Origin of the sequence: Nostoc sp. ChiSLP03a, from assembly GCF_034531215.2 — a bacterium.
Classification (GTDB): Bacteria; Cyanobacteriota; Cyanobacteriia; order Cyanobacteriales; family Nostocaceae; genus Nostoc.
The window spans coordinates 19,714-40,020 of the sequence record NZ_JAVRBQ020000185.1 but is presented as its reverse complement, the minus strand read 5'-3'; the positions used below and the strand labels follow the sequence as shown (position 1 = coordinate 40,020).

The window sequence follows — 20,307 nt, the reverse complement described above, 5'->3', positions numbered from 1 at the left end:
AATTACGAATTACGAATTACGAATTGGTCTGACCTCGATATTCCATAAATACCACAGGAACTTTGAGCAGCCTTTTAGCTAACTGCGAGAATCTAAATTTCTCCTTGAGCGTAGATAAGCCTATTGTCTTGGGAAATTGTGGCAAGTCTTCAAAAGATATTGGCACAAAGTCAAAGCGACTGTAAAACTGCACCAGTCGTTGACCTAAGCATTCCAGATAAAGTGGTTGCACTGCTGTATTAATCAAATGCTGCGTTAGCAAACTACCCAAACCGCGACCTCTCCAAGCTGATGCAACAACCAAGCTACCAAGTTCTTGTGCCCCTGAGAAATTACGTAGCTGTCCACAAGCTATCAGATTCTGATTGTATTCAATTACCCAAAATTGCTGCCAATTTAATTGGGTTGGATCGAGTTTCGCTGAAAATACCAGCAATCGAATCGACCACTGATCCCCAGAGGTTGCCTTGCGAAGGATACATCCAGATGGTAACGATAGATTGTTCTGGTTCATTAATTAGACTTTGATAGTTTGTATCACCATCATCACACCATATTATTCGCCTAGCCAGACTCAGATCGCTTGCCATTTACTGACAACTATCAATAAAGCAATTTTAAAAGCATCTTGGAGATAAAACCCGTTCCAGATTCTACCTTAGCCATAGGAAGGGTTGTAAGGTTAAATAACTCTATATTTATGGATTTTTTCAGCATACATGAGTAATACTAAACAATACTTCCGATAGAGGTAGAAATCAGTCATAACTATATCTGGATAGATGCATTCATACTCCTAATTTTTTAAGATAATCCCAAGGATAAATAATAAGGGATGTAATCATGGCTGAACAACAAAAATCTAATAATGAACAACCTGCGTCTACTGCTTCTGCTGACGGCGAAACCCCTACTGACGAAAGTATTCGCAAAACTGGTGATGCGCAAGGCAGTGATGCTAAATCCACTGCTACTCCAGAAGCTCCAGAAAACGATGGTGTAGCAGGTAGCCCCAATCAAGGAACTGAGTCACGTTAATTAATTTGAACTTTCTCAAGTTTTAATCAGCTCGTGGGGTCTTTTGTTGTAACCCTAATACACTAAATTTAGAGTGGAAATGTGGTGTTACACTACATCTCCACTTGTTTTTGTATCAAAAATTGCATTGTCTCTACGTTGGGGCGTTAGCGTAGCTTACCGCAGCTATGTTTATTCTCGTGTGGGTACTTGCAATCATGAATTTGTTTTCCTTGACTGGAATACTGCCCCCAGCCTAGCTCTTAGTAATTTACATATAGCGATCGCTCAGGATAATGATCTCAATATCTTGAGCAAATTTTTGAAGTTTTTTGCCGTCTTCATACTCGTCGAGAATTTTCTGGTACTGGCATTGGTCTAGCTATCTACAAAAAAATCGTTGAGCGATATGGCGATCGCATCTGGGCTGAGTCGAAACTGGGCCGGACGTAGGAACAGTATTTTATTTTACCTTCAACGCAAATTAAGGTATCTTTAAAATATATCTAATAAGCGCTTATTAACCTTCTAATAAGCGTATTAATTCTAGCCCTATCTAAAAAATAGGAAATCAGGTGATTATCTAACAAATTGATATAACCCTGTACTATGGAAAAGCTCACAATTCACATTCTATTAGTAGAAGATAGTGCAAGTGATGCTTATCTCCTACGCCGGATATTTTTAAATTCAGATCAAGAACAATGGCAAATGTTACATGTTGAACAGTTATCTGAGGCGATAGAAGCTAGCAGGGAAAATTCTACGTCTAACCTTGATAATTCTCAGATAGAGAGTCGAAAGCAACGCAGATTCGACCTAGTTTTGTTAGACCTCAGCCTTCCAGACTCTATTGGACTGGACACGTTGAAAGAATTTATGGCAGCAGTACCTGATATCCCAGTTGTGGTATTAACAGGTGTTGATGATGAAGATTTAGCACTGCAAGCATTAGCAGAAGGAGCGCAAGACTATCTAGTTAAAGATAAAATCACTATACAATGGTTAGTGCGTGCCATTCGCTATGCCATTGAAAGAAGCGAAATTCTCAATCAACTACGCGAGAGTGAAGAACGCACCCGTCAAGCGCTGGCAAAAGAACAGGAACTCAACGAGTTAAAGTCAAACTTTGTAGCAATGGTTTCTCACGAGTTCCGCACCCCTATGACTACGATTCAGACGGCTGTAGATATCCTTCAATACAACAGTTATAGACTAACTGATCTCCGAAGAACTAAATATTTCGATCGAATACAAAATGCTATCAACCAGATGCTTAATCTCTTAGATGAGATATTATTCTTGAGTAAAACGGAAGCAACTAAACTCGAATACAAACCTACACTTTTAAATTTAGAAAATTTCTGTAGCGAACTCACAGATATTCTTCAACTCAATGCAGGTAGTAAGCACAGCATTATCTTTACTTGTCAAGGTGAATCAACCCAAGCCCAAATTGATGAAGACCTATTAAATTGTATCTTAACTAATTTGATTTCCAATGCCATTAAATATTCTCCTGAAAATGACACTATTTGGTTTGATTTAATTTGCAAAGATCGCCTCGCAATTTTCCAAATCAAAGATCGGGGAATGGGGATTCCTCTCAAAGATCAAACTCATCTATTTCAAACCTTCTATCGCGCCAGCAATGTGGGTGTAATTCAAGGAACAGGACTAGGACTCACTATAGTTAAAAAATGTGTGGAGTTACATGGTGGTCATATTCAATTAGAAAGTGAGCAGGGTGCTGGTACAACAGTAATTGTCACTCTGCCACTACAATAATTAGGCAAGTAAATTATCATAGTTGAGCATTGGGTATTAGGAGTGCTAAGTGCTGTTAACGGATAGCTAAGGTTTAGCCCGTGCTGAGTGCTGAGTTAAGAGTTAGGAGTTTTATTTATCTGCTTGTTCCCTTGTTTCCCTATAATGGAGGATAAAGGGGGGTCTATTCAACTTATACAATAGGACTAATAAACTATTTAAATATCTTATAAAAAATAATAAATTTAGCAAATTTTTTCATATATTTTTGAATATAAAATTATGCAAATAATCATTGAAAAACAATTAAGTTCCTTATCTGTATAATGCGAATTTATTTATATGAATTGCCCATAACTACAGCGTCTAGTTTTGGTTAAGTCCTAATTTTTTCAAAAAATACATTGCTACGTGGATTTTCTATTTTCCAGAATAAGTAATTTTTGTCAGCGTATACTACAAAAGTTTTATAATTATAATTTGTTTCTATTTGCTTACGCCAGGCATCTGAAGGATTTAGTAAAAAAATATCAGTGAAACCATCAGGAATATTGGGAATAGAACGGCCTTTTACTAATTGGTACTGCACTTTTGGCTGTAAAAGATAGCTGAGAGAAAAGACATTACCATAATTAATACCAGAATCATTACTAATCAAAAGTGGATGATTAGTCTGATTTATAATTTTTGCAACTTGTGGATTACCATAGCTAATAACCTTACTCCACCAAGTTTCAGCCTGAGAACTCACTCCATAAGAAACTAGTCCACAAATAATTACTAGTCCCATGATTGTTTGCCAGATTCGCCGACGTACTAAACTCTTATTATGTAGCTGCGTAGCAAGTAAATAAGTAACAGCCAGTTGAATTCCTAAATAAGAAATCAATAAATAACGTTCGGCAAGTGAGCGTATACCCCCAAAAAGTAAGTCTGGTAGCATTAAAGGTAATGCAGGAACCGTAATTAGCGTGATAATAAACAACCAAATTTTATAGGTAGTTTTTCGACAAAGAAAATAAATAGAATATCCAAAAAGAACTAGAAAAAATGGCGTAATTACATAGGTAAACGGATTTTCAAAGCCTAAGTCTAAATCAAGAAAAATCCGATTTAACTGTAAAAGCCAAGACTTAATTAAATCATCTAAGAGTAAATGTCTTTTTGTCCAGGCTGTTGAACTTTTTAATTGCAACAAGTTAACTATCACAACCTGTATCCAAGGTGTAAAAGCTAAAAACCCTGCTAAAGATGCTAATAGATAGGCTTTTACTGTTCTAGTAAACCTAAACTTTGCAGTGGCAATTACATAAATCCCATGAGCGACTACAACAAATCCACTGAACAAAAATGTATAGAGACTAAGCACCAAAGTGACTGCATACATTCCCCAATTTAGTATACGTAGTACTCCATTTTGTGATTCCAATCGTAATGCTCGTAGTAATGAAGCGCTGCATAGTAATACAGTCACTATCCAGAGAATATATTCTCGTGCTTCTTGGGCGTATACTAAGTGAATAGGGGAGATTGCCATGAGTGCGATCGCAACCTCTGATACCCATACTGATGATTTAAATAATTCTCGACACAGCCAATAAATACTTGGAAAAATCAACAAACTGATGCATGCTGATAAACTTCTAATTACCGTTACCGAATTGCCAAAGATTCCCACCCAAAGCCGAGCGAGTATATAATACAGTGGTGGATGCTGTGGATCGTCTACTTCCAAAGATATAATTGTGTCACGTAAGCCTTTATCCATATTGGGACTTTGGAATTTGGCAAAACTTTCCTTATTAATTATGCGACCATTAAATATTTGCTGCTTGGCTTCATTTGACGTATAACCAGAAATTCGCAATGAAGTAAAAGTCTCATCGTGCCAGTAAACTTTGCGATCGAGGTTAAAAAAACGAAAAAATATACCCACCATTAACAAAACTACAATGATAAACCGCAACCTATTGGGAGCAAGTTGGAGCCGCATAACTAAATTTCACAATAACTTGTACAACAATTATCTACTTTAACGAAACAATTTTATGACTCTCAAAACTAGTTATTAAAAATATCTAACCAAATAATGGTGGGTTGCAATTATAGATAATGAATTAGTCAAGTAGCGGAGGTAGTAATTATCAGTAGTTTATTGTGCAAACTAAAAATTGTATATTTAGCTACAAAAACTTTTGTTGAGTGAAGTGGGAGAAGTGGGTTTATGTAATCTAAGCAGGCTTATTTGTGCAACAAAGAACTTTTCAAGAGTTGGTAGCTATGGAAGAATTGTTTGCTTAGTTGATAGCTCGGTAGGTAATTGATTATTAGATGAGATATTACGTCGGCGCAAATTACGAGTCTTAGTAAATTTCCAAATTGAATAATAGTTATCGCTATAAACAATATCTGTTTTGAATTTATACTTTTTTTCTATGATTTTACCCCAAGCCTCTGAAGGATTAAGTAAAAACACATCAGTAAACCTATCAGAAATTTTCGGAATTTTTTGATTGTTCACTAACAGAAATCGCACTTTTGGTTCTAAAAGATAGCTTAAAGAAAAGACATTACCATAATTATTACCCAAAGCATCACTAATCAAAAGTGGACGATTACTTTGATTAATGATTTGGGCAACTTGAGGATTGCCATAATTCATACCCTTATTCCACCAAGTTTCTGCCTGGGAACTTACCTTAGAAGAAATCAAACCACAAATAATCACTAATGCCATGATTATGTGCCAAAAGCTCCGACGCGATCGGCTGCCATTATATAGTTGCGTAGCTAATAGATAAGCAACAGCTATTTGGATTCCTAAATAAGATGGGATTAAATATGGTTCGGTAGATGCTCGTATACTCCCAGTAATTAAATCTGGCAGGATTATGGGTAATACTGGTACTACAATTAATGTGATGATAAAAGACCAGACTTTATAGTTAGTTACTCGGCAAATAAAATAAATAGAATATCCTACTAAAATTAAAAAGCTTAGTGCAATTAAATTGCCTAAAGGATTTTCTGAACTAAGGTCTATATCAAAAAAAGTCCGGCTTAACTGCATTGATAAAAATGGAAATATAGGTATTAAATCAAATTGTGTTATTGTTTTATCTGCTGAAATTAAAAATTGAAAAAAGTCACCGATTACAATTGTTATCCAAGGCATGAAAGCTAAAAAACCAACTAGTGATGCTAGCAGATAAGTTCTCACAGTTTCAGTAAACTTAAATTTAGCAGTTATCATCACATAAATTGCGTGAGCAACTGCTACAAATGCACTCCAAATAAATGTATAAAGACTAATGGCTAAGGTGACTGCATAAAGGCTCCAAATAGCAAATAAATCTGGTTTTTGTCGTTCTTCTGCTAGCTCATCTTCTAGCCGCATGGCTCGCAGCAGAGACGCACTGGATAGTAAAATGGTGACTAACCAAAGAATATATTCTTGTGCTTCTTGGGCGTATACCAAGTGAATTGGAGAGATAGCCATGAGTGCGATCGCAACACCAGAAACCGATAATGGCACATTAAATAATTCTCGACATAGCCAATAAATACAAGGGAAAACCAACAAACTAATGCAGGCTGATAAACTTCTAATTGCCGTCACCGAATTACCAAAGATTTCCACCCACAATCTGGCTATTATGTAATATAACGGTGGATGCTGAGAATCTTGTTTTGCCAAAGACATAATTGTATCATTTAAGCTTTTTTCTGGATTTGCACCTTGAAACTGGGCAAAACTTTCTCCACCAACGATCCGATTATTAAAAAGTTGCTGTTTGGCTTCATTTGCCGTATAACCAGAAATCCGTAATGATGTGAAAGTCTCATCCTGCCAAAAAACTTTCCCATCAAGATTAGAAAAGCGAAACAATATACCCATTGTCAGTAAGAAAATAATTAAAAATCGCAGCCAACTCGGAGCAAATTTGAGATGGTGCATAAGTATTTTTCCCAATAATTTGTTATAAAATTTGATAGCGCCATCTAGCAAAGTCTTTGCCATTAGATATAGTTAAAAAATCAATAGTTTTAAACTGCCGATCGATAGCTGGAACACTGCATATTTTAGCTCCAATATTCAAGTATGCCTGCAAAATTTTAGGAATTTCAAAATTATATTTATCTGGATAAGTTTGAGGCATTTCTAGACAAAATTGTGGATTTGGATAAACCAAAATACTCGGATGCATCAAGTCATTCTGCTGAAAATAATTATAAGCGCAAGTAGCTTGCCAAGAACATTGTGTCCGTAATGATGCACAACCAAAGAAATATTGGTTTTTACTCCAAATGAGATAATTTGCCAGCCCTTTCCAGAGTAGTAAAAGTGCTTGGATATTGCGATATTCCTTGGCTATACATGCACGCCCAACTTCCACTGCTACCTGAAGTACAGAATTGGGAATTCCATTAAGATTAAATATATCGGTAGCATCAAAACCCAATCTTTGAGAAGCCATTGTATAGGTTTGCATCCGATAAGTTCCAATCGTTTTACCCGTTTGTTTGGAGATTAAGATTAAATGATGGCAAACCGCATCAAACTTATCTATATCCATCTGGTTAAAGTTAGAAGCAGGAAATCCTAAGTCTAGTTCCAGATTAAAAACCTCAAAACGCAACCGAAAAATTGATTCTAATTCTTCTTCAGTTGAAGCCAGCCGTAGGGTATATTTTTCAGTTTGAAGGACGGGAAAATCTTCAAGAGGGGGAGGAGGATTCAGTGGGTAATTGATGTTGCGTCCAAAAACTTCCATCTATCTTCCTACTTAGATTTGCGAAATTATTCTACTAGGATTTAGGCACTAAACAAACAGGTCACATTATGCATTAATAGACCTCTTGCAAAAATATATTTTTGCACTCTTAGGGAAAAGGGTGCATGTGAAAGAGAAAGGATTTTGATTTTCTTTACCCTTTTCCCCCGCCCTTATCCCCGACTTTTGCAAGAAGTCTAATGTGTCGAAGTGTAATTGAACGTGAGTTCGATGAACCTTTCCCGGACAATCTCCCTCTCCCACGGGTAAAAGGAGGAGCAACCAGAAATTAGGGTTTTGGCTCCCCTCTCCGACACGAAGAGCAGGGTGGTTTCATACGAAAAAAGAAAAATATATAAGTCTTGATTTTTCATGTATAACGATAGATTTTGACCCTTCTCCAAACCTCTCCCCGTTGGCGTCAGCCTGCCGTTAGGCAAGCGGAGAGAGGCTTTGAAACCCATTTTTAGTTTTTCTCTCGTTGTATGAAACCACCCTGCCCTCTCCGTGTCGCAGAGGAGTTGGGGAGAGGTCAAAAAAAGACTTGTCGAACTCACGTTAATTGAGACAGTTTTCGACAAAAGATCCTTTAGATCAATACCCTTCAGTTAAGGATTTTTTGTACTGATTTTTGACCTGTAAAGACGCGTTAGCATAGCTGGGCGTTAGCGCAAGCATCTCCAAGAGTTGCTCAGTCCAATTTCGTGTCTCTACCAAGGATTTTAGGTTGAACTAAACGGTATTGTGGTCTAGAGAGCTTTTTTACTTTCTTTGATTGGGGTTAGAGTGCTTTTATTATGAGCATTAATTCCCAAAAAATCTGGCAATAAGATACAAAATTTTCTTTTGATATACGCTATAGATGTAAGTCAAAGCATTTTATACAAATCTTGATATACAGCAGAATACAGAATTCAGAATTCAGGAGTAAAAGACGCTTTATATTTGGGCAACAGACGCGAGCTTGTGTACCTCACTTTCCTTGAAATCTGCTGTATATTGTGACGGACATTAACCTAAGTGAGGAAGTTATGTCAATCAATCGACCGAGATAACTTGCTATGGTTTTGAAAAGTTGAAGTATCACAACAAGCTTTATCAAAAAGATTTTTAGAATTTCCAGCTTCAAAACCAGTTATGAATTTGCTAACTGCACATCAGAGAGTTATTCTCGCTTGCTAGAGTGTGAGTAGTTCACGTAAAATATAGTGCCATTGTTGCAGCAGTTCTCATGACCTCATCTGCGTCGTTTGACATATTAGAGTCTTTACAGGCGGATATCGCTGAATTGATCGTTCGTTTACCGACATTAAAAAATCGGCAATTTATTCAGCAAGCACTTACTACTATTGTTCGTCTAGCTGATACCGAAATTGAGCGTCTCGATTGGAAAATATTATCCGCTGCATTAGCAGATATGGAGCGCGGTTTCCAGCTTTTTTATGATTACCGACACGTTCGCAAAGTCACCATCTTTGGTTCTGCTCGTCTAGCGCCAGATAGACCAGAATACCAAATGGCCCTTGAGTTTGCTCGCGCTGTTTCTCAATTAGGATTTATGGTGATGACTGGTGGTGGTGGTGGAATTATGCAGGCGGGTCATGAAGGTGCTGGGCGAGAAAATTCCTTTGGATTAAACATTCAGTTACCCTTTGAACAGCAAGCAAACCCTTTTATAGAGGGCGATCCCAAGCTAATTAACTTCAAATATTTCTTCACCCGCAAGTTGTTTCTCCTTAAAGAAAGTGATGCTGTAGCCTTGTTTCCAGGAGGCTTTGGTACTCAAGATGAAGCTTTTGAATGTATGACATTAAGCCAAACTGGTAAGTTTGGGCCAGTACCTTTAGTTTTAATCGATCGCCCTGGTGGTGATTACTGGCGCTCTTGGAGCGAATATATTGATAAGCAATTAGTGCAAAACGGTCTTGTCAATCCTGAAGACCCCAGCCTTTACACGGTGACAGATAACCTGGATGTGGCTTGTGATGCTATCACCGGTTTTTACCAGGTTTATCATTCCAGTCGTTATGTAAGCGATAAGTTAGTCATCCGTCTGAAGACAGATATATCAGACGCTCTTTTAGAAAAACTTAATGCTGATTTTAGCGACATTATTATTCAAGGAAGAATTGAAAAAAGTCAGGCATTACCTCAAGAAGCACAAGATGAAACTGTTGGATTACCTCGCCTCATTTTATACTTCAATCAACGCGATTTAGGGCGCTTGTATCAGATGATTGCCACAATTAACCGGATGGGTACTCCTTCACCAGAGGATGCAGCGCATCCAGAAAGAAAGTAGGTAAGCTAAAACACATCTAATTTGCATATTAAAATTTTCTCACTATCTTGTAGGGCGGATAAGATGTCCGCCCTGATTATGCAACTTGAATGCTGATTAGTGTATTAAGGGAAAAAAGGGAGAGAATTTTGAATACTTTCCCTTTCCTTGTTTCAAGGTTATGGAATTACCAAGAGCGATCGCACAGCATAAAGCCTTTTATTATCAGGCTGCGATACCGTGCGCGTAGGTTAAGGTAAGAGACTCGATGAATCGCTGTCTATGGGGATTTTGTTTGGCACAGTCAAAGCAAGCCACGAAAACAATATAATTCACCCTACTTACAGATGAGAAAAACACCAGTTATTATGACTCAATACTGATTTTTGTAAAAAAGCTTGTATATTAGCACAGTAAACAACGCTTGAGATCCTAACAGAGGAATAAAAAATGCTGGAATTATTGGGTTCAGGTTTGGTGTCGCTTTGGCTGGAAATGGCTGGAGTACAAATCAAACCTCTAGATGCCTTAGATGCACTAACTTGGCAAAGTAGCCCTGGCTTTGTTCTTGCCCCCGATCCAAATCCAACGGGGGCGACTACGGTACAGGAATATTTGAAAAAGCTCATCACATCAAAAGTGGTGGCGCAAAATCTGGCTGAGAGTCAGGGAATTTGGATGCAGTCGGGACCAATGCTGATGGCAAATCACCAAGGTACGACACCTCTGCCGGCTGCTTCTTTAACTAAAATTGCCACTTCACTAGTTGCTTTGAAAACTTGGGGGCCAGATTACCAATTTGATACTTTGGTGAGTGTCACTGGCCCAGTGGTAAATGGAGTTGTGCAGGGCGATTTGGTGGTTACAGGTCGTGGCGATCCTTTGTTTGTTTGGGAAGAAGCGATCGCTCTTGGTAATACTCTCAATCAAATGGGCATCAAGCAAGTAAAGGGGAATTTGATTATTACTGGCAGTTTTGCCATGAATTTTCAACGTCAGCCAATGCTAGCCGGTCTGATGCTCAAGCAAACACTAAATCGGGCCACTTGGGGACGCCCTGCGATTTACACCCACTCAATCATGCCCAAGGGAACACCCAAGCCTCAAGTTATCATTGCAGGTGCGGTGAAAGTTGAGGCGCAACCAAACCCTCAACAAACTTTGTTACTGCGTCATCGCTCATTGCCCTTGAAGCAACTAATCAAGGAGATGAACGTTTACAGTAACAACGATATGGCAGAGATGCTGGCAGACTCAGTAGGAGGAGCAACTGTAGTACGATCAACTGCTGCTCACCTGGCGAGGGTGCCACAAGTGGAAATTCAGTTAATCAATGGTTCTGGACTGGGCCCCGAAAATCGCATTTCCCCCAGAGCGGCTTGTGCCATGTTGATGGCTATTCAAGCTGAGGCATCTGCCCATCAACTGAATCTAGCTGACTTGTTCCCCATGTCTGGATTCGATCACCGGGGGACACTGCACGCCAGACACATTCCCCTGGCGACTGTAATCAAAACTGGTACTCTCCGGGATGTGAGCGCTTTAGCGGGAGTGATGCCCACACGCGATCGCGGTTTGGTTTGGTTTGCTATTATCAACCGTGGCACAAATGTCTGGGGTTTGCGGACTGGACAAGATCAACTCTTGCAAAGTGTTGTTAAACAATTACAATTACCTCCAACCGTTCCTGTTAACCTCACTCCCCACTCAGCCATTAACTCTTTACCCCAACTAGGTGCAGTTAACCGGAATGAAATTTTATACAAAAGTTAGGGACTTCCATAATCTACAGTTAGAACAGAGAGCGGACTAATCTTATTCGCAATCCAAAAGTTTTATTGATGGGTAAAAACCGAACTTGAAAGGGTAATGTCCATAATAGCTTTTGGGTTAAATTTTCTATTAAGTTGATTATAGGTATTTCGCAAAATGCCCTAACCCCAGTAGGGTAAAGAGCAAGCGAAACCTGAAATAAAAATAACTGTAAATAGATTTGTCACGACTAAGCAACAATTAAGCTTATAAATTAGGTTGTGATTATGCGATTTCCCAAATTATCTCGGTCTTTACGGCAACTAAGTACTCATGTTTTAGCGATCGCGCTGGGAGTTGTGCTAGCGGTTAGCACATTGCAAGTGTCACCTTCCCAAGCCGAACCAGCACCCACAATAACTGCTCTTGATACTTCAAATCTAATTGCTCAACGGCAATCACCAGCTAGTGCTGCGATCGGAAGCAGTAGCTTTGTGACAGCAGCAGTGAATCGTGTTGGTTCAGCAGTTGTCCGCATTGATACTGAGCGAACAATTACTCGCCGCGTCGATCCATTTATGGAAGACCCCTTTTTCCGTCGGTTTTTTGGTGACGGTTTCTCCCAACAAATGCCGCCGTCTGAGCAGTTACGTGGTTTAGGCTCAGGTTTCATTATTGACAAGAGCGGGTTAGTTATGACTAATGCTCATGTGGTCGATAAGGCCGATAAAGTAACAGTCAGACTCAAAGATGGCCGCACTTTTGAAGGAAAAGTTCAAGGTATTGATGAAGTCACAGATTTGGCAGTAGTCAAAATTAACGCTGGTAACGATTTACCAGTCGCGCCTTTGGGTTCTTCCACTAATGTCCAAGTAGGAGACTGGGCGATCGCGGTTGGTAATCCTTTGGGATTCGATAACACTGTTACCTTGGGAATTGTCAGTACCCTCAAACGTTCCAGCGCCCAAGTTGGCATTAGTGACAAACGTTTGGATTTCATTCAGACAGACGCTGCTATTAACCCTGGTAACTCTGGCGGGCCATTATTGAATGGTCAAGGGGAAGTGATTGGTATTAACACAGCCATTCGTCCCGACGCGATGGGTATTGGGTTTGCCATTCCTATTGATAAAGCTAAAGCGATCGCCGCACAACTACAACGCGATGGCAAAGTTGCTCACCCCTATCTAGGCGTGCAAATGCTAACTTTGACACCCGATCTCGCCAAGCAAAATAACACCGATCCCAACTCTCCGATTCAGATACCAGAAATTAATGGTGTTTTTATTATGCGAGTTGTCCCCAATTCTCCAGCCGCATCTGCGGGTATCCGACGCGGGGATGTAATTCTGCAAATTGATGGTAAAGCTATTACCAGTGCCGAACAATTGCAGAATGTTGTGGAAGACAGTCGTCTTGGTCAAGTATTACAGGTAAAAGTGCAACGAGGTAATAAGACAGAGCAGCTTTCAGTCCGTACAGCCGAGTTGCAAAATGCTTCGTAGAACACATCTGTTATTGGTGTCAACTTAAGCATATTAGACAGTCTAGAAAAGCTTTCTCTCGTTCCCAGCCTCTGGCTGGGAATGCTCTTTGTGAGGCTACATCTAATTTCTCAGCGCCAGCAAGCCCGACTTCAACTAAAATATAGTTAAAAAAGGGTGCGATCGCTCCAGGTCTAATGGTCGCTGATTAAGCGAGCTTTTTTGCAGCTCATACCAACAAGATTAATTCACTTACCAACAGCTAATACTAGACCTTCATGGGCTAATATGGCTTGAGGAAAAGCAGATTTAATATCGACTTGAACCTGGTCAAGAAAATCATCATGGTCATCTGGGTGATGATGAGAAATGGCTAGCCGTTTAACGCCAGCACTAAGAGCTGCATTCACCGCAGCTTGCCAGAGTAAATCAGCAGAATCATGGTTGTGAGATGTAGGCGGAGTGTAAGTGGCATTGGCAATCAGCAAGTCAACGCCTTTAATCAACTCTAAAATCCGTTCTCGCTCCACTTGATCGGCATTTTGGTGCAAATCTGTGATATAAGCAACACTATAGTCTTGCCAACTAACTCGGTAGCCAACTGACCGCTGAGTTTGATTAATTAATGCAGTGGTAATGGTGACATCATCTAACTTTACGTCACTTTCTGGGGTCAGATTGTAAAATTGCAATTCTGACTGCATTACCTGTAAAGGGTAAGGAAAGTGCGGCTGGAGCATCTGATCGTACAGACATTGTTTGATTGAAGCTCCATTGGAGGCAGCTGTACCGTAAATATGGAAACAATTTTCCCCAATAAATGCAGGAGCAAAAAAGGGAAATCCTTGAATTCGGTTTGATTGGCAGTTGGTAAAAAATAAATGGGCTTCTAGTGGCTGTTGCAGTTCTTGCCAAGTTTTACCCAATATGCGTAAGCCTGTACCGCCATCAAATATCAAACGTTTCCCAGCTACATGTATTTCTACACAAGCGGTATTACCACCATAACGACTGGTATTGCTACTGGGAGTAGGAATTAAACCTCTTACACCCCAGAATTGCACGATAAACTCACCTGCTGGGCTACTTGGCAGGGTAGATGACTTTTCTCTTATGTAGCTCTGGGAATCCGACAACTCAAAATTTGACATTTTCCTTGAAATTAGACCTTAGTGAGCAGGTCATCGTAGCGCCGCACTTCCAACAGCCTGTTTTTTTCGTCCACAATGACTACCGTAGGAGAGTAACTTTTTAACTCTTCTGGAGTGAACTGCCCGTAAGTCATTATAATCAAGCGATCGCCAATAATGCCTAGACGTGCCGCACCCCCATTTAGCTCAATGATTCCTGAATGAGCTAGAGCGGGGATCGCATAAGTAATAAAGCGCTGACCGTTGGCACTATTAACTACTTGCACCTGCTCATAAGGTAAGATACCAGCTTTTTCCAAAAGGATTTCATCAATACTAATACTACCTACGTAGTTGATATTTGCCCCTGTAAGGGTGCAGTTATGAATTTTTGCCAAAAGGAGAGTACGCTGCATTCTGGTTTGGGTTTGGTGGCAGTTTTTGCGATCCGTAACAAGCGAAAGTTATGAGTACAGACGCGATTAATCGCGTCTGTATGGGAGTTAGAAATAAAAAGTGAGGAGTTAGGAGTTAGAAGTGAGGAATAAAAATTCATAACTCTTAACTCTTAACTCATGTACAGACGCGATTAATCGCGTCTCTACTCCTAACTCCTCTATTATCCTCTATAAGCTTTGACGGATTTTTCTACTAAAGCTGCAACCTTGTCTAGATCTTGCCAACCGAGAATTTCAGTCACCTTTTTTTCCAAATTTTTATAACTACGGAAAAATTCAGCAATTTCATCTAAGCGGTGTGGTGATACGTCTTTCAGAGATTTTACCTGAGTGTAGCGCGGATCTTTGTCAGGAACACAAAGGATTTTTTCATCGCGATCGCCACCGTCAATCATCTCCAAAAAGCCAATTGGTCGCGCAGCAATAATACAGCCGGGAAAGGTTGGCTCATCAATTATCACCATACCATCTAGGGGATCGCCATCATCAGCCAAAGTATTGGGTACAAAGCCGTAGTCATAAGGATATTGTACTGAGGAATAAAGTACTCGGTCTAGAGCAAAAGCTTGTAGTTCCTTGTCGTATTCGTATTTATTTTTACTTTTGCCAGTAATTTCAATCAGAACGTTGATTAGACCAGGTTTCGGTTGGGCAGGAATACGAGATAAGTCCACAAAAAACTCCTCTGATAACTGTGAATCATGGGGGCACTCTGTCAGCTTCGCTCCCCGTGTAGAATTTTAGGGCAATATGGATCTCTTCCCAAGGTATTTGTTATATGGCATGGGGTCGTTGGGTACAAGAAGCAGAGGTGCGGAGGGGAAAAAATAGAAAAAGCGTTACGAGCAAACTTCGCAACGCTTTTTCCAAGAGGGTATTATGGATATCCTCCGCCCTTAATTGCTGTTAGGGGGATGTCTGTCCTAACAATGTTTAACACACCTGAAATCTAGAATCACACAATCCAGATTTAGCTTAGTTTTTGACTAACTACACCCACATCTTCAGAGATTCTCTACAAAATCAGTGTTCTGCTTTTTTGTAGATATCCTTATGAGAAAATGCGACTGGGAAGCTCGATCAATCTTGATTTTTTTGTATGTTTTGGATCAGAGGTTGCTGGTTATTTTGAACATTAGTTGAAGAATAGTGGGCGATGACAAATACGGGTAGGGTAAGAGTCAACAGAGCGATCGCAGTTCCCACAATGTCTGCCAAACGTTGGGAATATGTATCGGCATTGGCAGACTGGCTATTTGAATTCATACAAAATTGAAGTTCTTCGCAACACTGTGTAGGTTTACTCTCTGAGTGAGAGTATTAATGCTATTTTAGCTATTTTTAAACTGTAAAATGTGTAGCATTCTACAATTTAAACCAGTTATACAACTGTCATAGTAGCCTTTTTATACATGGAATTCTTAATACAAAGTTACAAGTCAACAAATCATGTTTTATTTTGTAATTAATATTTTCAGGTGTTTCCTTGTATGGTGTAACGGGTTGCATACGCAAAGCAAACTTTGACAGCATCATAAGTTACATTTTTTCGCTGATTAAAGATTAATTAGCAAAACATATTTATCCGATACTTCATGATTATAACATTCTATAAAGCTTTTGATAAGGTCATTTTACTGGAATTGCTAATTTGTGATACAGGACACAAAACCGCAATTGCACTGATAGATATTCAGTGCTTTTGATTGTTATATAGTAGTTATACACAAAATATTTGACACCAGAGAAGAAATAGTAGTAATGATTTTTGTAACCAATGATAACTACCGAATAAACACAGATACATTAACTGTATAAGGCTGAATGAATTCAGTGATATCACTAAACAAATATTTAAGAATTTAAATTTTGCAATCTGTGTAATATTACAGCCGTTTTGTCAATCTACATAAAGATAGAGTAAACAAGTTTTAGAAGGTAGCCTAGAGGTATAGTAAGTTATTACCAAATCCCCATATCTGAACAAAATCCCCAATCCCAATTTCCAGATTCTAAATCCGTATAACTTTTTGAATAAATCAAAATCTCAGATGAGAAATTGTATAACAAATTAATCAGCTAAAAAAACCGCCACTAAATATAATAGGGCGGTTTAGTTAAGCAATCGGAGGGTAATTACAGATTACTCTGCTAATAAATGAAATTGCTGTAACGACGTTTGCACTAAATTGAGGATCGATCAAAACAGTGCCTTTAGCGGAAAGCTAAGGTTTAGCCCGTGCTGAGTTAGGAGTTAGGAGTTAAGAGTTATTCTCCCCCTGCTTCCCCTGCCTCCCCTGCCTCCCATGCTTTTTCCTCACTCCCTACTGCCTTCCATAAACACTGATTGGTTCCTTGATAAATCGGGTGTAAAGATGCTTAAAGGTAGACTTAATGACGCGGGGCATACCAAAATCAATGGGCATTAACTTGTCTGGTAGCCGCCAATCTTCTATTTTTAATAAGTCAGGATTTAAATGTGGAAACTCTATGGCAGCAAGTTCTGGACAAACTCCTAGCCTTTGAGAAGCTGCAACTGTGGGCACTTGTTCAGGAGAAACATTGAGGATTTCTACCATTGCCCGATCTAAGGCAAATATATCTGATGCAGCTGCTAAAATGCCCAGTTGGCGAGGTTCCCCGTTGCTGGGGCCATTACCTTCGTGACCGATGATACCATCTAATATCGTTAAGTCAGGGTTAATCGCTCTGGCAGTTTCTACTAACATTTCACCAAATCTATTCGAGTCTTTTCCCGCTTCCATATGCCACCAAGCTTTCATTTTGCCGGGGACACAACCAAACAGGTTTTTTACACCCAGTGTTAATGTCAACTGGGCATGTGATTTAACTTTCGGTAGGTTAATCACTACATCTGCTTCCATTGCTTCTTTAGACAGTCGCAAATGGTTAAAATTGTCACTGACGGTTTGGTAACGCTGACCGTGAAAATCGATGATGGGAAGATTGAGTTCTTCTAAAATAGGCAGATAACCATTTGCTATTGCTACGCCCTTGGCACTACCAAAAGCAGGACTATCGCCCAAAAATGGCTTACCGCCAACTTCAATTACCATTTGGGCAACTTCATAAACTAGTTCGGCACGGGTGATACACTCTTTACCAGGACGCGATCCTGTAAGTAGATTCGGTTTGAGTAAAACGCGATCGCCTTTTTTTACAAACGCTGCCATACCTCTAAAAGGTTCCAGGAGAATCGTTAAAGATTCCCGTAAAGCCTCTTTTTCATAGGATGTAGCCCGAATGAGACTGACAGATGATTTTTGAGTCTGCATGGTATAGATAGAGGACTGGGGACTGGGGACTGGGGACTAAGAAATAAATATTTAGGAATACTTTCTCAGTACCCAATACCCAATACCCAATCCCCAGTCCCCAATACCTTATTATTCTGTTTTGAGCGGTAAGATACCACTCATTTGTTCTAGATTTAACACTGTGGCTAAATCTGTTTCACTCATTAATCCTCGTTCTAAAACAATTTGCCGCAGAGATTTACCAGTTTCTAAAGATTCTTTGGCGACAGCTGCGGCATTTAAATAACCGATATGGGTATTTAGTGCGGTTACTAAAGCTAAACTGCCTTCGGCATAAGCTAAACAACGTTCCTGATTGGCAGTAATTCCCTCAATGCAGCGTTCGGTGAGTGCAGCGATGGTATTGCCGAGAATTTCGATACTGTGAATTAGGTTATAGGCAATTAGCGGCATCATCACATTTAATTCTAATTGTCCGGCTTGGGCGGCTAAAGCGATCGCACTATCGTAACCCATTACCTGAAAACACACCATTGATGTCATCTCTGCCATGACTGGGTTATATTTTCCTGGCATAATCGAGGAACCGGGTTGCACTGGGGGAAGTTGAATTTCTTTCAAACCAGTTTTTGGCCCCGAATCCATCAACCGTAAATCATGAGATATTTTGGCTAAATCCTGGGCTAAATTCCGCAACGCACCAGAAACATTCACAAATGGAGCCATACTCTGCATAGCTGCCATGAGATGGGGCGCAGGTTCTAAAGGAGTATCAATCAATTCTGAAAGAACTTCTACCACGCGGGCGCGATACAGAGGATGAGTATTTAATCCCGTTCCGGCTGCACTACCTCCCAAACCCAGCACCATCAAATCACCAGAGGCGGTATAAATCCGGTTTTGGTGTTCTGTAAGAATTTGCGCCCAAGCCCGAAAATTCTCACCCAAGCGCACTGGTACTGCGTCTTGTAAATGAGTTCTGCCAGATTTGACGATATCTTGAAATTCTACAGCTTTCTTTTCTAAAGATGCGATCGCTTTATCTATTGCTGGGTGTAATGTTTTAGATAATGCCAATAATCCACCAATCCGAATTGCAGTCGGAATCACATCATTGGTAGACTGTCCATAATTAACATGATCGTTAGGACTAACACGTTTGTAATTGCCCTTTTCTTCACCAAGTATTTCTAAGGCGCGATTTGCCAGAACTTCGTTGACATTCATATGGTGGGATGTTCCAGCACCCGCCTGATAAACATCCACAACAAATTGCTCTCGGAACTTCCCAGCTAAGATTTCATCAGTTGCTTGCACAATCGCCTGACTAATATCTTGGGGCATACAATTTAGTTCTCCATTCACAATTGCTGTAGCTTTTTTAATTATTAATCCAGCATCTACGTAAGTAGCTAAAGGCTTGATGCCGCTAATGGGGAAGTTTTCAATCGCCCGCAGCGTTTGAATGCCGTAATAAACGCTACTAGCAATTTGGCGATCGCCCATCGAATCGCGTTCGATGCGGAATTGAGAGTCTGTGTGTTCAGTCATAGTATTGTTTTAAGAGAGCTTCAGAAAACAGATTTTCCCACGCTTAGGGAGAAAGTGGGGAGACAAAGAGAAGTTGTAGTAAGTTTGTCCCCTCCGCCCTCTTCCTGATAACAGGGCAACTAAATTTATTTATGGGGATTATTAATTTTGAATTTTAAATTTTGAATTTTGAATTCGGAGCGAAGCAACGTGACTCTACCCAACTGGATTACCTTCTCTCGCCTTCTAGGTGTACCATTTCTACTTTATGGCTTGTACAACCCCACACCACAAGCTAGGTGGATATGTTTGGCGATTTTTATCGTTGCGGCGTTAACTGATTGGTTAGACGGCTATTTAGCGCGAAAACTCAACCAAATTAGTGAGTTGGGTAAATTTCTTGACCCTTTAGTGGATAAATTTCTGGTACTTGCGCCGTTGATGGTTTTTATTGAACTAGGAAAAGTGCCAGCTTGGGGAGTGTTTTTGATTTTAGCGCGGGAATTAGCGATCACTGGTTGGCGGGTGAATCAAACAACAATTACCGGGGCGAATATTTGGGGTAAACTCAAAACTGTTAGTCAAATAGTGGCGATCGCACTTCTAATTGCACCCCTACCTGAAGTCTGGCAAACTCACTCTCTGATTGCCTTTTGGGTTTCTGTCACCTTGACTTTAATATCTGGGGGTATTTATCTTTTACCACAAAAAGTTAGCACTGCTGATTAAAAACATCTACTGTATGATCGTTATAAGTCTGAGATTTTCCTAGATAATCATGACAAAATATTTGTAGCTAGTCAGAAATTTTTAACTGGCAAATATGGGGCAGATG

General features: G+C 39.8%; 18 protein-coding genes. 8 read left to right on the top strand and 10 right to left on the bottom strand.

Going from position 1 to position 20,307, the window contains the following annotated elements; genetic code table 11:
• Positions 1 to 16: 16 nt before the first annotated feature.
• Positions 17 to 514, bottom strand: a complete 498-nt coding sequence (locus tag RMY32_RS31065; protein WP_322713507.1) for a GNAT family N-acetyltransferase — start codon at positions 512 to 514, stop codon at positions 17 to 19.
• 329 nt (positions 515 to 843) lie between these two features.
• On the opposite strand from RMY32_RS31065, the gene RMY32_RS31060 reads away from it, so the two are divergent.
• The 4 genes from RMY32_RS31060 to RMY32_RS31045 all read left to right on the top strand — a co-directional run bounded on the left by RMY32_RS31060 (position 844) and on the right by RMY32_RS31045 (position 2,805).
• On the top strand, positions 844 to 1,038 hold the full coding sequence (locus RMY32_RS31060; protein WP_322713506.1) for a hypothetical protein: 195 nt from the start codon (positions 844 to 846) through the stop codon (positions 1,036 to 1,038).
• 127 nt (positions 1,039 to 1,165) lie between these two features.
• Complete coding sequence (locus tag RMY32_RS31055; RefSeq protein ID WP_322713505.1) at positions 1,166 to 1,399, top strand: hypothetical protein; 234 nt, start codon at positions 1,166 to 1,168, stop codon at positions 1,397 to 1,399.
• A complete protein-coding gene (locus tag RMY32_RS31050; RefSeq protein WP_322713536.1) occupies positions 1,336 to 1,470 on the top strand; it encodes an ATP-binding protein in 135 nt (44 codons plus the stop codon). The genes RMY32_RS31055 and RMY32_RS31050 overlap by 64 nt, the downstream gene beginning before the upstream one ends.
• Before the next feature lie 156 nt (positions 1,471 to 1,626).
• Positions 1,627 to 2,805 (top strand): ATP-binding protein, encoded by a 1,179-nt coding sequence (locus RMY32_RS31045; protein WP_322713504.1) that lies wholly within the window; start codon positions 1,627 to 1,629, stop codon positions 2,803 to 2,805.
• 355 nt (positions 2,806 to 3,160) lie between these two features.
• On the opposite strand, the gene RMY32_RS31040 is transcribed toward RMY32_RS31045, so the two are convergent.
• From RMY32_RS31040 to RMY32_RS31030, 3 genes are all read right to left on the bottom strand, one after another.
• Positions 3,161 to 4,777 carry a glycosyltransferase family 39 protein gene (locus RMY32_RS31040; RefSeq protein ID WP_322713503.1) on the bottom strand — a complete coding sequence of 539 codons (1,617 nt, stop codon included), beginning with the start codon at positions 4,775 to 4,777 and terminating at the stop codon, positions 3,161 to 3,163.
• A 285-nt stretch (positions 4,778 to 5,062) separates the two neighbouring features.
• On the bottom strand, positions 5,063 to 6,742 hold the full coding sequence (locus RMY32_RS31035; protein WP_322713502.1) for a glycosyltransferase family 39 protein: 1,680 nt from the start codon (positions 6,740 to 6,742) through the stop codon (positions 5,063 to 5,065).
• A 22-nt stretch (positions 6,743 to 6,764) separates the two neighbouring features.
• The gene (locus RMY32_RS31030) at positions 6,765 to 7,559 is read right to left on the bottom strand and encodes a GNAT family N-acetyltransferase (protein WP_322713501.1); all 795 of its coding nucleotides are present in this window, start codon (positions 7,557 to 7,559) and stop codon (positions 6,765 to 6,767) included.
• A gap of 1,231 nt (positions 7,560 to 8,790) precedes the next feature.
• Here RMY32_RS31030 and RMY32_RS31025 point away from each other — a divergent pair.
• The 3 genes from RMY32_RS31025 (at position 8,791) to RMY32_RS31015 (ending at position 13,097) form a co-directional block, all read left to right on the top strand.
• Positions 8,791 to 9,861, top strand: coding sequence for an LOG family protein (locus RMY32_RS31025; RefSeq protein ID WP_322713500.1), 1,071 nt, complete (start codon positions 8,791 to 8,793; stop codon positions 9,859 to 9,861).
• A gap of 429 nt (positions 9,862 to 10,290) precedes the next feature.
• The gene (locus RMY32_RS31020) at positions 10,291 to 11,613 is read left to right on the top strand and encodes a D-alanyl-D-alanine carboxypeptidase (RefSeq protein WP_322713499.1); all 1,323 of its coding nucleotides are present in this window, start codon (positions 10,291 to 10,293) and stop codon (positions 11,611 to 11,613) included.
• Positions 11,614 to 11,879: 266 nt separating this feature from the next.
• On the top strand, positions 11,880 to 13,097 hold the full coding sequence (locus RMY32_RS31015) for an HhoA/HhoB/HtrA family serine endopeptidase (RefSeq protein WP_322713498.1): 1,218 nt from the start codon (positions 11,880 to 11,882) through the stop codon (positions 13,095 to 13,097).
• Between the two features lie 227 nt (positions 13,098 to 13,324).
• On the opposite strand, the gene RMY32_RS31010 is transcribed toward RMY32_RS31015, so the two are convergent.
• The 6 genes from RMY32_RS31010 to RMY32_RS30985 all read right to left on the bottom strand — a co-directional run bounded on the left by RMY32_RS31010 (position 13,325) and on the right by RMY32_RS30985 (position 19,493).
• On the bottom strand, positions 13,325 to 14,227 hold the full coding sequence (locus RMY32_RS31010) for an MBL fold metallo-hydrolase (protein WP_322713497.1): 903 nt from the start codon (positions 14,225 to 14,227) through the stop codon (positions 13,325 to 13,327).
• An 11-nt stretch (positions 14,228 to 14,238) separates the two neighbouring features.
• The gene (panD, locus tag RMY32_RS31005; RefSeq protein ID WP_094349223.1) at positions 14,239 to 14,622 is read right to left on the bottom strand and encodes an aspartate 1-decarboxylase; all 384 of its coding nucleotides are present in this window, start codon (positions 14,620 to 14,622) and stop codon (positions 14,239 to 14,241) included.
• Between the two features lie 203 nt (positions 14,623 to 14,825).
• A complete protein-coding gene (locus RMY32_RS31000; protein WP_322713496.1) occupies positions 14,826 to 15,338 on the bottom strand; it encodes an inorganic diphosphatase in 513 nt (170 codons plus the stop codon).
• Positions 15,339 to 15,744: 406 nt separating this feature from the next.
• The gene (locus tag RMY32_RS30995; RefSeq protein WP_322713495.1) at positions 15,745 to 15,930 is read right to left on the bottom strand and encodes a hypothetical protein; all 186 of its coding nucleotides are present in this window, start codon (positions 15,928 to 15,930) and stop codon (positions 15,745 to 15,747) included.
• A gap of 1,058 nt (positions 15,931 to 16,988) precedes the next feature.
• A complete protein-coding gene (locus tag RMY32_RS30990) occupies positions 16,989 to 17,960 on the bottom strand; it encodes a DUF362 domain-containing protein (protein WP_322713494.1) in 972 nt (323 codons plus the stop codon).
• Between the two features lie 111 nt (positions 17,961 to 18,071).
• Positions 18,072 to 19,493 (bottom strand): aspartate ammonia-lyase, encoded by a 1,422-nt coding sequence (locus tag RMY32_RS30985; RefSeq protein WP_322713493.1) that lies wholly within the window; start codon positions 19,491 to 19,493, stop codon positions 18,072 to 18,074.
• A gap of 189 nt (positions 19,494 to 19,682) precedes the next feature.
• On the opposite strand from RMY32_RS30985, the gene pgsA reads away from it, so the two are divergent.
• Positions 19,683 to 20,201 carry a CDP-diacylglycerol--glycerol-3-phosphate 3-phosphatidyltransferase gene (pgsA, locus tag RMY32_RS30980; RefSeq protein WP_322713492.1) on the top strand — a complete coding sequence of 173 codons (519 nt, stop codon included), beginning with the start codon at positions 19,683 to 19,685 and terminating at the stop codon, positions 20,199 to 20,201.
• The last annotated feature ends 106 nt before the right edge of the window (positions 20,202 to 20,307 follow it).

Excerpts from the sequence above, each read along its gene's own strand:
- RMY32_RS31065 (WP_322713507.1), bottom strand. The coding sequence starts at position 514 with ATGAACCAGAACAATCTATCGTTACCATCTGGATGTATCCTTCGCAAG.
- RMY32_RS31060 (WP_322713506.1), top strand. The coding sequence starts at position 844 with ATGGCTGAACAACAAAAATCTAATAATGAACAACCTGCGTCTACTGCT.
- RMY32_RS31045 (WP_322713504.1), top strand. The coding sequence starts at position 1,627 with ATGGAAAAGCTCACAATTCACATTCTATTAGTAGAAGATAGTGCAAGT.
- RMY32_RS31040 (WP_322713503.1), bottom strand. The coding sequence starts at position 4,777 with ATGCGGCTCCAACTTGCTCCCAATAGGTTGCGGTTTATCATTGTAGTT.
- RMY32_RS31035 (WP_322713502.1), bottom strand. The coding sequence starts at position 6,742 with ATGCACCATCTCAAATTTGCTCCGAGTTGGCTGCGATTTTTAATTATT.
- RMY32_RS31030 (WP_322713501.1), bottom strand. The coding sequence starts at position 7,559 with ATGGAAGTTTTTGGACGCAACATCAATTACCCACTGAATCCTCCTCCC.
- RMY32_RS31025 (WP_322713500.1), top strand. The coding sequence starts at position 8,791 with ATGACCTCATCTGCGTCGTTTGACATATTAGAGTCTTTACAGGCGGAT.
- RMY32_RS31020 (WP_322713499.1), top strand. The coding sequence starts at position 10,291 with ATGCTGGAATTATTGGGTTCAGGTTTGGTGTCGCTTTGGCTGGAAATG.
- RMY32_RS31015 (WP_322713498.1), top strand. The coding sequence starts at position 11,880 with ATGCGATTTCCCAAATTATCTCGGTCTTTACGGCAACTAAGTACTCAT.
- RMY32_RS31010 (WP_322713497.1), bottom strand. The coding sequence starts at position 14,227 with ATGTCAAATTTTGAGTTGTCGGATTCCCAGAGCTACATAAGAGAAAAG.
- panD (WP_094349223.1), bottom strand. The coding sequence starts at position 14,622 with ATGCAGCGTACTCTCCTTTTGGCAAAAATTCATAACTGCACCCTTACA.
- RMY32_RS30995 (WP_322713495.1), bottom strand. The coding sequence starts at position 15,930 with ATGAATTCAAATAGCCAGTCTGCCAATGCCGATACATATTCCCAACGT.
- RMY32_RS30990 (WP_322713494.1), bottom strand. The coding sequence starts at position 17,960 with ATGCAGACTCAAAAATCATCTGTCAGTCTCATTCGGGCTACATCCTAT.
- RMY32_RS30985 (WP_322713493.1), bottom strand. The coding sequence starts at position 19,493 with ATGACTGAACACACAGACTCTCAATTCCGCATCGAACGCGATTCGATG.